Origin of the sequence: uncultured Cardiobacterium sp., assembly GCF_938028185.1 — a bacterium.
In the GTDB taxonomy this organism is placed as follows: domain Bacteria; phylum Pseudomonadota; class Gammaproteobacteria; order Cardiobacteriales; family Cardiobacteriaceae; genus Cardiobacterium.
Genome location: NZ_CALJAH010000477.1, coordinates 1 through 12785, shown reverse-complemented (window position 1 = coordinate 12785; position 12785 = coordinate 1). Strand labels below are relative to the sequence as shown.

Annotated in this window: 8 protein-coding genes; 6 read left to right on the top strand and 2 right to left on the bottom strand. The window is 61.0% G+C overall.

Annotation, left to right across the window (positions count from 1 at the left end):
• Positions 1-279 (bottom strand): biotin/lipoyl-containing protein (locus Q0349_RS13880; RefSeq protein ID WP_298081610.1); only part of this gene is annotated, 279 nt, incomplete at its 3' end.
• Positions 280-330: 51 nt separating this feature from the next.
• Entirely contained in the window at positions 331-1281 is a 951-nt protein-coding gene (gene trxB / locus Q0349_RS13875) for a thioredoxin-disulfide reductase (RefSeq protein WP_298081609.1), read from the bottom strand.
• A gap of 147 nt (positions 1282-1428) precedes the next feature.
• Here trxB and ruvX point away from each other — a divergent pair, with 147 nt between their 5' ends.
• The 6 genes from ruvX to Q0349_RS13845 form a co-directional block, all read left to right on the top strand.
• Complete coding sequence (gene ruvX / locus Q0349_RS13870) at positions 1429-1833, top strand: Holliday junction resolvase RuvX (protein WP_298081608.1); 405 nt, start codon at positions 1429-1431, stop codon at positions 1831-1833.
• 74 nt (positions 1834-1907) lie between these two features.
• On the top strand, positions 1908-2285 hold the full coding sequence (locus tag Q0349_RS13865; RefSeq protein WP_298081607.1) for a response regulator: 378 nt from the start codon (positions 1908-1910) through the stop codon (positions 2283-2285).
• Positions 2286-2300: 15 nt separating this feature from the next.
• The gene (locus tag Q0349_RS13860; RefSeq protein WP_298081606.1) at positions 2301-2660 is read left to right on the top strand and encodes a response regulator; all 360 of its coding nucleotides are present in this window, start codon (positions 2301-2303) and stop codon (positions 2658-2660) included.
• Positions 2657-3193, top strand: a complete 537-nt coding sequence (locus Q0349_RS13855; RefSeq protein ID WP_298081605.1) for a chemotaxis protein CheW — start codon at positions 2657-2659, stop codon at positions 3191-3193. The genes Q0349_RS13860 and Q0349_RS13855 overlap by 4 nt, the downstream gene beginning before the upstream one ends.
• 15 nt (positions 3194-3208) lie before the next feature.
• On the top strand, positions 3209-4471 hold the full coding sequence (locus Q0349_RS13850) for a methyl-accepting chemotaxis protein (RefSeq protein ID WP_298081604.1): 1263 nt from the start codon (positions 3209-3211) through the stop codon (positions 4469-4471).
• A 52-nt stretch (positions 4472-4523) separates the two neighbouring features.
• The coding region (locus Q0349_RS13845) for an Hpt domain-containing protein (RefSeq protein ID WP_298081603.1) at positions 4524-12785 on the top strand (8262 nt) is incomplete at its 3' end.

Genomic DNA, 12785 nt, shown 5'->3' with positions numbered 1-12785 from the left:
CGCGGCGGCAGGTTGGGCAGCAGCGGCAGGGGCAGCGCCGCCTGCGCTGTCGAGGGTGCCGATGGTGTCGCCTGCGGAGACTTTGTCGCCGACTTTGACGGTCAGGGTGGCGATGACGCCGTCTGCCGGGGCGGGGACGTCCATCGAGGCTTTGTCGGTTTCGAGGGTGATGAGCGAGTCTTCTTTTTTGACGCTGTCGCCTGCCTTGACGAGGACTTCGATGACGTCAACGTTGGTGAAGTCGCCCAAATCGGGCACGATGATGGGTTGGGTTGCCATGTTTTACCTCATAAATTTGGTTTGGGAACAAGTTATCAGTGGCTTATTGTATCACTCGCCAAGCGCTTTTTGCGCCAGGTAGCGCTCGGCGTCCAGTGCTGCCATGCAGCCGCTGGCGGCGGAGGTGATGGCCTGGCGGTAAGTCTGGTCGGTAACGTCCCCGGCGGCGAAGACGCCCGCGATGCTGGTCTGGGTGGCGTTGCCGTGGTTGCCGCCCCGAATTTTGATGTAGCCGTTGTCCAGTTCGAGCTGGCCGGCAAAGAGGTCGGTGTTCGGGCTGTGGCCGATGGCGATGAAGACGCCGTCCACGGCAAGGGTTTCTTTTTCGCCGCTTTTGTAGCGGATGATTGCGCCGCTGACGCCTGCCTTGTCGCCGGTGACTTCTTCGAGTTCGGCGTTCAGTTTGAGGACGATTTCCCCGGCGGCGACCTGTTCGTGCAGTTGGTCAATCAGGATTTTTTCGGCGCGGAAGCTGTCGCGGCGGTGGACGAGGGTGACGGTTTGCGCGAGGTTGGCGAGGTAGAGCGCTTCTTCAACGGCGGTGTTGCCGCCGCCAATAACCGCGACCGGTTTGTTGCGGTAGAAGAAGCCGTCGCAGGTGGCGCAGGCCGAGACGCCGCGCCCCTTGTAGGCTTCTTCGGAGGGCAGGCCGAGGTATTTGGCGCTCGCGCCGGTGGCGATGATGACGGCTTCGGCGCTGTATGTTTCGTTGCGCGTTTCGATGTGGAACGGCCAGACGCCGAGGTCGGCTTTGGTGACGAGGTCGCGCACGATGCGGGTCTGGAAGCGTTCGGCGTGGGCGCGCATATTGTCCATCAGCACCGGCCCCTGGATGCCTTCCGCCGCGCCGGGCCAGTTATCGACATCGGTGGTGGTCATCAGTTGCCCACCCTGCTCCAGTCCGGCGATGAGGACGGGTTCGAGTCCGGCGCGCGCGGCGTAAACGGCAGCGGTGTAGCCAGCCGGGCCGGAGCCGATGATGAGGATTTTGCAAGTGGTCATGCGGTGTTCCTTTTGAATTTCAAGGTAAATCGGGGAAGGTTACAAGGTGGTGATTTTACGGCGCTTCGCAAGGCGGGCAAACATTAACCTTGCCTTTACCAAATTTAATGTGCATTATGATGCGCGAAGCGTTACGGAGATTTTTGGGTGGCAACGACATGGATTCTGGCGCTGGACGTCGGACAGCGCAAAACCGGCGTGGCGGTTGGCCAGTCTTTGACGCAAACGGCCAAACCGCTGGCTGTTTTGCGCCATCCGGCGCAGCAGCTGGAAGCCGCGCAGTTTGCCGCCTGGGTGCGGGAATGGTCGGTGTCGCACATCGTCATCGGCCTGCCGCGTCTGCGTGACGGCAATGAACATCCGCTGGCCGCGCCCATCCGCCGGATAGGCGCGAAGTGCCAGGAAGCGTTTGGATTACCGGTTCATTACATCGATGAATACTTGAGCTCGCACGAGGCTCATGCGCGCCTGCCCGGCGCAAAAGAGGTCGATGCCATGGCCGCCGCCGTGATTGCGGAGGACTGGCTGGCCGGTAACAGCGGGTTGGAATAGCGCGTAACCGTCGCATTTTCGGCGGTAATCCGCTATTCTATGTCCTTTCTATTAGCGAAAATTAAGGAGTTCGCGTGTCAGATAACAAATCCGTGAAAGTGCTCATTGTGGACGATAGCGGCACAATCCGGAAAACGGCTGAAGCCATCCTCAAACGGGAAGGCTACACCGTCTCCACCGCCGAAGATGGCTTCAGTGCCCTGTCCAAAGTCATGTCGTTCAAACCGGACGTCATTTTCCTTGACATCATGATGCCGCGCCTGGACGGCTATCAGGTGTGTTCCGTCATCAAAAGCAATGCCGCTTTTGCCAAAACGCCGGTACTGATGCTTTCCAGCAAGGACAGCATCTTCGACAAGGCGCGCGGGCGTATCGCCGGTTCCGAATACTTCATGACCAAACCTTTCTCGCGTGACGAATTGCTCAATGCCATCCGCACGCACGTTCAATAAAAGGACATTCCGACAATGGCTACCATTTTGATAGTGGATGATTCGCCCACGGAAGCGGAAGTCGTGCGCGTCATGCTGGAAAGCGAAGGGTACACCGTGCTTTGGGCGGATACCGCCGACAAGGGCATAAAAACCGCAGAAGAAAAGCACCCGGATCTGATACTGATGGATGTAGTCATGCCGGGCATGAGCGGATTCCAGGCGACGCGCAAACTGATGCGCAATCCTGATACCCGCGACATTCCCATCCTGATGCTGACCACCAAGGATCAGGAAAGCGACCGGGCATGGGGATTGCGCAATGGTGCGCGAGAATATTTCGTCAAGCCGCCGGAAAAAGAGGCGCTATTGGTACAAATCAAAACCTTGATATGAACAGCGAGAATACAAAAGCCACGGAAATGACGCCCTTTGCCGTGCTTTGCGATTATGTGGAAAAAGCGGAAGCACGCAAAAAAGTGGTGGATACCTATCACGCTGCGGGAGAAAGTTACCTCGCCTTTACGGCGGGCAACAAATACTACCTGCTTGACATGAAAATGGTGCAGGAAGTCTCCACCAGCATTCAGGACATTACCCCGCTGCCCTTTACCCCTGGCTGGTTGCTGGGGCTTGCCGGGGTACGCGGCGAAGTATTCTCCGTGGTCGATTTCAAACGGTTTGTCGATCCGACCCTTGCTCCGCAAAGCGTCAAAATCCGCAGCGGATTTATCATCCTTCACAATGAAGGACAGGGTTATATCCTGAAAGTGGATTCCATTCAGGGAATCCGCTCCTGTGAAGTATCTTCCTACCAGTCCACGCGCAGTTGGCTTGATGGCCAGGCCGCCATGGATGGACTTCAATGGTTGCGCATTGATTTGAAAAATCTGGTAACAGATACCTCATTCATTCAAAACGTACAATAAATAAACGGGTGATTTATGTTAAGTTCAAAAAATCGGGTGAATGTTGCCAAAGGCAGCGGCAGCAAATTTTACGTCCCTGCCATTGCAACCTCCGCCGTTGTCGGCCTGCTGGCATTAATTAGTCTGGCATTATTGTTCACCAATAGCGTTATGCTAAACCTCGTATTACCGTTAATGGTCGTCCTTACCGGTGCCGCCGGTTTCCTTTGGTACCAATTCGTTGGCGAGCAATACTCCAAAATCCAGAATGTTTCTACCGAAGCCGAATTTCGCGCCAAACGCGACCAGGACGCAATTCTGCGCCTGATGGATGAACTGGCCGAATTCTCCAATGGTGACTTGACGGTAGAAGCACAAGTGACCGAGGACTTCACCGGGGCGATTGCTGATTCCGTCAATTACGCCATCGAATCCATGCGCGAACTGGTCGGTACCATTAACCGCACCTCAACCCAGGTATCGAACGCATCCAACAGTACCCGCCTGATTGCCGAACAAATGCAGACCTCTTCCACCGAACAGGCGCAGAAAATTCACTCCATCGCCAAAATCATCAGCGACATGGTGCGTTCACTCGACCGCGTTGCGATGAGTACTGCTGACTCTGCCGAAATCGCGCACAATTCCGTCCGTATTGCGCGCGAAGGAGCACAACAGGTACGCAATACCATTAACGGCATGAACAACATCCGTGGCAACATTCAGGAAACCCGCACCCTGATCAAGCGTTTGGGCGAAAGCTCGCAAGAAATCGGCAATATCGTTGAAATCATCAAAAGCATTGCCGACCAGACCAACATCCTTGCACTCAATGCTGCCATTCAGGCGAACTCCGCCGGGGAAGCGGGACGCGGTTTTGCCGTCGTTGCCGACGAAGTACAACGCCTCGCCGAGCGCTCCTCCAATGCAACCAAGCGGATTGAAGGACTGGTTAAAACCATCCAGAACGATACCAATGCGGCAGTCGCCTCGATGGAACGCTCCACCAAGGAAGTCGTTGACGGGGCAAATATTGCAGAAGAAGCGGGTACGGCACTCAGCAAAATTGAAGACGTCTCCACCTCGCTCGCCTCGCTGATTGAACGGGTTTCCGAATCCACCCGAAAAGTTTCCACCATGGCGGAAAATATCGCGAGCGATATGTCGCAGATTAACCAGATGGCAGTCACGACGACCGAGAACGTCATCAAGACCTCCGACTCCATCGAAAACCTGAGCGTACTCTCGCAAGAACTGAAAAACTCCGTATCGGGCTTCAAACTGCCGGTAGGATATTAATCAAAAACAAACAGGATTTGGCATTCGTGCCGAATCAGGTACAGGAGTTTTCATGGCAAGTGAATTAGGCAATCAACTATTGGCGCGCGTCCAGACTGAAATGGCGCGCAATATCGCCACCATAAAACGGCAACTCATCGAATGGCTGGAGCGTCCCGAATCCGGGGGCGTGGATGCCTTGCGCGAAAGCATGGCAGAAATCAGCGGCGGCCTGTCGCTGATGGAACAGGAAGAAGCGGTCGCTCTGGCCGAGGCCATTGTTGCCGGTGTGGAAAGTTTGGACCAGGGCGTCAACGAACACGGCGTAAACGCCTCGTTTGCCGACAAGGGTGCAGAAATTGCCTCCGGGCTATTGGTGCTCGCCGATTACATCGAACGACTGGATCATATCAGCGACACGCAAAAACAATCGGTCATGCAGGCGACGACAGCCGTCAAAACCCTGCTTGCCGGTGGTGAAAAAATCCAGGTCACGACGCAACCGTTCATTAGCCGCGAAACCTATCAGGCGCTGGCAAACGAAGTCAACAAGATTATTGAAGTCGCGCGTAACCAGATTGAGCAGCATATTCGCAATCCGGAAGCGCCTTTCAATGCAGAAGGGATTGCCGGGCAGAATGAAGACCTGATTCACCTGTTTGAACTCCTCGAACTCAAAACACCACAATTATTATTGGCCCAGGTCAATCAAAAACTGGGCGAATCGCTGACGGACGCCCAATGGATTGAAGTGGCCGAAGCCCTGATTCTGGTGCAGGAAACGCTGAAACAATTGCAGGAAGACAGCACGGGCAAAACCGCCAATAATTATGCGGAAGCCCTGCAGGCGCAGGCTGAACATTCGCGCCAACTGGAAATCAAAAAACTGGTGCGCGATACCGGTGCGGTTGGCAAGCAATTCTTTGAATCCTTGCGCAAGGAAGTCTTGCAAGTCGAGACGGTCAAAGCGGAACAACCGTGGCATGAAGCAACAAAACAGTTGGTGCATTACAGCGCCGTGACCGCTTTGGTCGGATTGAAAGAGCTGTCTGCCCAACTGCAACAATTGGCGCTGCTGTTTGCCGAATTTACCACGCAGAATGAGCAAACCCTTGCCAAAACCTATGTGCCGGTTATTGATGCACTGGTCGCAGTCGAATACCTGTTTGACGACTTGGCAGAATCCGGCAAGGTATCCCTGCAAGATGTCGCTTTCCTGAAAGAAGCGGTGGGCAATATCGAAAAAATCAGCCCCGCCAGTGCCAAGGCAAAAGCCCTGTTCGTCGAACTCGCCAACATGGCGCCGCCGGAAACAGAAGACGAGGCGGAAAACGCTGGCGACATCCAGGAATTCAAGGATGTGTTGGGTATGGGACTGGAAGTTCTTGCCGACGATTTCTCCATCCTGGAGCTGGAAGCACAACAGGCCACCGAGGCCGAAGCGGAACAACCGGAACCGACGCCGGTCACGCTCGCCAGCCACACGGCAACAGCCGCCGCGCCGCAATCCACCCTCGGATTCGCCCAACACGCGCAAGACAACGCCGGTGCCGTGCCGGTGCGCAGCAGCAATGATGCCGCCGCAGCGGTCATGGCAGGTGGCGTTGCGGCAGCCGGTGCCGCAAATGCCGCTGCAAGCGTCGCCGCTCCGGCGGTAGCGCCCGCAACCCCTGCCGCGCAACCAGCTGCAACTGCCGCGCCCGCCCCGGCGAGTGAAACCGCTGCGACAGCGTCAGATACGGGAGCAGTTGCCCCCGCATCCGAACCCTCTATCCCGACAGGCGAAGCGGCTGCCCGCGAAGCAGATGAAACAACCGCGACCGCTACGGGAGCCGCAGATGCCGGTGCAAGCGCACATGGCGCAACAGCTACTCCGGCAGAAGAAGCCGCAACTTCTGCAACACACGAAGCCCCGGCAGATAACGGCGAAGCTGCGGCAACTGCCGCTGCGGAACAACCGCACGCGGACGCAGACCACGCCGATACCCGCGAAGAACCCGCCGCCATTACCGTCGCTGCGACCAGCGATACCGCAGCATCTGGCGGGCAAGGTGCCGTGGTGGGCGTTCCCTATTTCGCGGACAAATCCCTCGCCGATCTGGAAAAACTCGACATCCCCGCCGAGAAGGCGAGCTTCGTCGGCAGCCATGCCGATGCAGTCATGGATGAAGAAATCCGCGAGTTCTTCAACGAAGAACTGGGCGAAATCGTCGCCACCATGAACGACGCCTACCCGCAGTGGCACGAAAACACCGCAGACCCGCAGCTCACCACCGACATCCGTCGCGCCTTCCACACCCTGAAAGGCTCCGGGCGCACCGTCGGTTACGAGGCGCTGGGCGAATTTGCCTGGCAGCACGAACAACTGCTCAACCGCGTCATCGAAAAAGACTTTGCCGCCAACTCGCTGGTGCGCGACACCGTCGGCGATGCCATTTCCCTGCTCAACGTACTGCAACAACAGGACGAGTTCGTCGAGCACAAAGGCGCGTTGCTGCAACAGGCGCTGGTCGCCGAACGGGTACGCCTGTCGCTGATGGACGCACCGCAAAGCGAACAGGACGCGCTGGACGCCCTGTCGCGCCAACTGCGCCTTTCCGACAGCGGTGCCGGTACCGCACCTGCCGCCACCGCAGCCGTACCGGCGGGAGAAAGCGCGGCGCCAGCCAGCGAAGACTGGTCGGCCTTTGACGACATTACCCTTGCCGACGAACCTGCCAGCGCGGCCGAAGCACCCGCCATCGCCCTCACTACGGACAGTGGCGAGGCGGAAACCCACGCCGCCGCTTCATTCACCGCAACCGCCGAGACAACAGGCGACAGCAACGCGGCCATCAGCCTCGCCAGCGACGACGACGCCCACGACACCACCGCCAGCATCAGCACGAGCGCGGCAACCGCATCGGCGGAAGTGCCTGCAATCAGCCTTGCCGATGACAGCGCCCACGCACCCGCCGAAACCGTTTCGGCGGAAGCACCCGCTATCAGCCTTGCCGACGACAGCGTTGCCGCACAAGAAACCGCAATCGCATCCGCAGCCCCCGCCGATTTCAGCGGCGAAGAAAGCTACGACAAGGCGCTGCGCACCCTGCAACGCGGCCTGCGCATGGGCGAGCCGGATGCCGATATGCAGGCGGCGCTGGCCGAAACCATTCGCCGCCAATGGCAACAAAGCGTTGCCGACGACCCGGCGCTGCGCGAAGCGATGGCACAAAGCCTGCTCACCAGCTTCCAGCGTGAAGGCGGGGCGCAGGCACAATGGGTCGCCGAAATCCTCGCCCAGGCGAACGCTGCCGGTGATGCCGCCGTCCCGGTACAACCCGGCCTCACCGCGCCGGTTGCCCCCGGCGTACCGCAACACGAAACCCCGCACGGCATCAGCGAACAGGCCTACAACCGGATGCTCAGCACCCTGCGCCGTGGCCTCGCCACCGGTGCCGACGAAGATATGCAGGCGGTACTCTCCGACAGCATCAGCCGCCAATGGCTGCAACAGGGCATCGCCACCGAAGGCGAAACCCGTGACGACATCATCGCCCACCTGAAAGCGGCGCTTGCCAGCGAAGGCACCGTTGACGAAAACGTACTGGACGCGATGCTTGCCCAGGTGCCGCACCGCGTGCCGAGCGTCCTGCCCGAAGGCGTACGCCAGGACTCCTACGGCGTGATGATGGACACCCTGCGCGCCAGTCTGGACAACGCCTCCAGCGCCGACATCCAGGAAATGCTCGCCACCGCCATCGGCAACCAGTGGCAGAACCAGAACAGCCTGCAAGACAGCGCCGTCCGCGCCGCCGTCGCCGAACAAATGGCGGCAGTATTGGGTGGCGACGGCCACGAAAACGCGGCGCTGGTCGAAGCCGTGCTCAACCGCGCCGCCGAAAAAGCGCGCGAAACCCCGGCAGGCCTCAACCCCGCCGACTACGAACACCTGCTTGAAACCCTGCGCAACCGCATGGGCGAAGCGCAGGGCGATGCTGCACAAGACGCCATCGCCGCCAGCATCAGTAGCCAACTGCAAGCGGACAACCGCCTGCAAGACGAAGCGACCCGCGACGCCATCGCGCAGCGTGTCATCGCCGCCCTCGGTGGCGCAGGCGAAACCGACGCCGCCGCCGTTGAAGCCATTCTCGACCGCGTCGCCGCCAAAGTCGCCGGACAACAACCCGCACCGGCGGCCTTGCCCGCAGGCGTCCGCCCCGAATCCTACGGCGCGATGCTGCAAACCCTCAGTGGCGGACTGGCTGCCGCACAAGGCGACAACGCCGCTGCCGAGGCGCTTGCTGCTACCATCGGCGCGCAATGGCAGGAACAACACAGCCTGCAAGATGCCAGCACCCGCGCTGCCGTGGCGCAACAAATCAGCGCCGCCCTCGGTGGTGAAGCCGATGCCGCGACCGTCGAAGGCATTTTGAACCGTGCCGCGGTGCAGGCCGCCGCCTTGCCCGCAGGCGTCAAGCACGAAGCCTATGGCGAGATGCTGCAAACGCTGCGCGCCGGAATCGCCAATGCACAAGGCGACGAAACCGCCGCCGAAGCGCTTGCCACGACCATCGGCGCGCAATGGCAAGAACAACACAGCCTGCAAGACGCCAGCACCCGCGCTGCGGTGGCCCAACAAATCAGCGCCGCATTGGGCGGTGAAGCCGATGCCGCCACCATTGAAGGCATCTTGAACCGCGCCGCAGTGCAGGCCGCCGCCTTGCCCGCAGGCGTCAAACACGAGGCCTACGGCGAAATGCTGCAAACGCTGCGCGCGGGTATTGCCAACGCGCAAAGCGACGAAGCTGCTGCCGAAGCGCTCGCCGCCACCATCGGCGCACAATGGGCGGAACCGTATAGCCTGCAAGATCCCGCCGCTCGGGCGACCGTTGCCGCACGCATCAGCGCCGCATTGGGCGGGGAAGCCGATGCCGCCACCGTTGAAGGCATCTTGAACCGCGCCGCCGTACAAGCCGCTGCGCTGCCGGAAGGCGTCAAACACGAAGCCTACGGTGAAATGCTGCAAACGCTGCGCGCGGGCATTGGCGAAGCGCAACACAACGACACCGCCGCTGACGCGCTTGCCGCGACCATCGGCGCGCAATGGGCGGAACCATACAGCTTGCAAGACCCCGCTGCTCGAGCGACCGTTGCTGCACGCATCAGCGCCGCCCTCGGCGGTGAAGCCGATGCCGCCACCGTCGAAGGCATCTTGAACCGCGCCGCAGTGCAGGCTGCTGCGTTGCCGGAAGGCGTCAAACACGAAGCCTACGGCGAAATGCTGCAAACGCTGCGCGCCGGAATCGCCAATGCACAAGGCGACGAAGCCGCTGCGGAAGCGCTCGCCGCCACCATTGGCGCGCAATGGGCGGAACCGTACAGTCTGCAAGACCCCGCCGCGCGGGCAACGGTTGCCGCACGCATCAGCGCCGCATTGGGCGGTGAAGCCGATGCCGCGACCGTCGAAGGCATTTTGAACCGTGCCGCGGTGCAGGCCGCCGCGCTGCCCGCAGGCGTCAAACACGAAGCCTATGGCGAGATGCTGCAAACGGTGCGTACTGACCTTGCCGCCGCCCAGGGCGATGAGGCCGCGCTGGATTCGTTGGCAACGATGCTCGCCGCGCAATGGGAGGAACCGTATTCGTTGCAGGATGCGGCTGCCCGTGCCGCCGTCGCCCAACAAATCAGCGCCGCCCTCGGTGGTGAAGTGGATACCGCGACCGTCGAAGGTATCCTCAATCGCGCCGCGGTGCAGGCCGCCGCCCTGCCCACCGGGGTTGAGCATGAAGCCTACAGCGAGATGCTGCAAACGCTGCACGCCGGTCTTACCGCTGCGCATGGCGACAGTGCCGTCGCCCAGGAAATGCTTGCCGCCAGTATCGGCGCGCAATGGAAGGAGACCGATTCCATCTATGACGAGGCAACCCGCGCCACGGTTGCCGCGCGCATCAGCGCATCGCTGGGCGACAAGGTAAATGCGGCGACGATAGAAGCGATTTTGGGTCGCGCCGCAGAGAAGGCGGCGGGACCGGCGGTGTTGCCGGAGGAATTTCCGCCGGAGGTGTACAACCGCCTGCTCGGTATGCTGCGTCGCGGCTTGCAGGATGGCGACGCCGACACCCAGGCCGCACTCGCCGCGACCCTGCAACGCCACTGGCAGCAAAACGGCCTGCCGCAGGAACCGGCGGCGATTGCCGCGGTGCAGCAGCATCTGGGCGATTCGCTGGCGGTACAGGGCTTTGCCCCGGAACAGGTGGCGCAGGTCTTTGCCGACGCCGGGCTGCAAGCCGAACCGCCGGCGACGCTGGTCAAAGCAGTGCTGTCGCCGGACGACGCAGTACCTGCCGGCGCGGCAACGCCTGCTCACGGCGACCAGAGCGGATTTGTCGATGCCACGCCGGAAGTGGTCGATGCCGGATTCTTTGACATCCCGGCAGGCGAACAGGCGGCGGGCGACGCCGAAGTCTATCCCGAAAACCTGCCCGCCGATGCGGCGACCGGCGAAGGTGGCTTCATCGACACCGCCACTGTCCCCGGCGACCATCCGCCGCTCAATGATGCCGACATCGTTGACGTCCCGGTATCGTTCGCCGGTCGTCCGCTGGGCGGCAGCGCTGCGGGCACACCGGCGCAAGCCGTCGCCGGAGCCGTTTCCATTGGCGACCTGAACAACATCCTCGCCAATATGCCGCGTCGTGCCAATCCGGCAGAGCGGCTGAGCCAGGAGCTGGCCTCGCTGGCGCAACATCCAGGGCTGGAAAACGCCATCAACCAGGAAAAAAGCAGCGAAAGCAGCGCCGCCGCCAGCCGCGCCGGATTCCTGCGTGCGGTGGACCAGTTCGACACCCTGTCGCAAATGGCGGACAAAACCGAATCGCCGGAGCTGGTTGACGACCTGATTGACGCCGTTTACGACATCGAAGACAGCATTGACAGCGACGCCGCCCCGCCGTGGGTCTGGCGCCTGCTTGATTCCATCGAACAACTGCTGCTCACCCACAAACAGGAAGGCACGCCGGTCAGCCTCAGTTGCGCCGCCGTGCTGCGCCAAAGCGCCAACCTCATCGAAAACTACGAAGAAGAAGGCAACGAAGACGACGCCATCGAAGCCATCAACTCGCTGCTGAACGCGCGGCGCGAGCTGGGCGGCAGCAAATGGAACGGCGACCCGGCCTCCATGCCCTACAGCGGCGACCCGCTTGGCAGCGAGCTGGTCGAAGACCCGAACGCCAACACCATGCTGGCGGAAACCTTCATTGACGAAGCGATGTCGCTCTTCGCCCACAGTCAGGAAGAAGCCGAGCGCTGGGACGAAAACCGCAGCCAGTTGAGCCGTCTCGACGCCATCCGTCGCGATATGCACACCCTCAAGGGCAGCGCGCGCATGGCCGGTTACAACGCCATCGGCGACCTCACTCACGGCGTGGAATCGCTGATTGACGGCATCGTCAACGGCCAGGCCGAGCCGAGCAGCAAGGCGACCAGCATCCTCGTTGGCGCGATGTGGCAGGGAATGCTGATGCTGGACTCCGTCCGCGACGGCTACCTGCCGCAGACCGACCCCTACATCCTCAACAACATCCACAGCTACCTCAACCAGCCGCTGCCCTACCCGGACGTGGCCGAAGAAGCCGAAGCGGCGCGCATCGCGCAACAACAGCAGGCCGAAGCGGCAGCAAACGCGCCGCCGGTGGAAGAGCCGGTGGTGGAAGAAGTGCCGATTGCCACCGACTTCGACGACAACATCGACCCGGTGCTGGTGGACATCTTCACCGACGAAGCGCAGGGGCTGCTGCAAACCACCAGCCAGTTGCTTGAAGACGACTTCAGCAAAAAAGAAGTGGTGGAAGAGCTGCAACGCACCATGCACACCCTCAAGGGTGGCGCGCGTCTCGTTGGCTTCACCGCCATCGGCGACACCGCGCACCTGATGGAATCCGTCATCGACAAAGTGCCGGAGCTGGCCGAGAGTAAAGTGCGCCAGGCGAAAACCCTGCTCCACTTCGGCCTTGACGCCCACTACGATATGCTCGACAGCGTCTTGCGCCACGAAATGCCGCAACCGGCGCTGGAAGTAAACGAATCGCTGAAGACCTTTGCCGACAGCGGCGTGTACCGCCCGCCATCACAAAAAGCGGGCGACAACGCCGACGCGGCAGCGGAAAGCGGCGACAACGCCCCGGAAAACACGGAACAGCCGCAGCAGCCCGCAGGCGAAGCGGCGGACGCCGCAGCGCAGCCATCGGGCGACGAAAGCATGACCGATGCCGCCGACACCCGCGAAGCCCCTGCCCACAGCGGTGGCGACAGCAGCGCCTTCAGCGCCCCGCCCGCCCCGGCCAGCAGCACGCCC

Coding starts and splice junctions, on each gene's coding strand:
- trxB (WP_298081609.1), bottom strand. CDS start 1,281: ATGACCACTTGCAAAATCCTCATCATCGGCTCCGGCCCGGCTGGCTAC.
- Q0349_RS13860 (WP_298081606.1), top strand. CDS start 2,301: ATGGCTACCATTTTGATAGTGGATGATTCGCCCACGGAAGCGGAAGTC.
- Q0349_RS13850 (WP_298081604.1), top strand. CDS start 3,209: ATGTTAAGTTCAAAAAATCGGGTGAATGTTGCCAAAGGCAGCGGCAGC.
- Q0349_RS13855 (WP_298081605.1), top strand. CDS start 2,657: ATGAACAGCGAGAATACAAAAGCCACGGAAATGACGCCCTTTGCCGTG.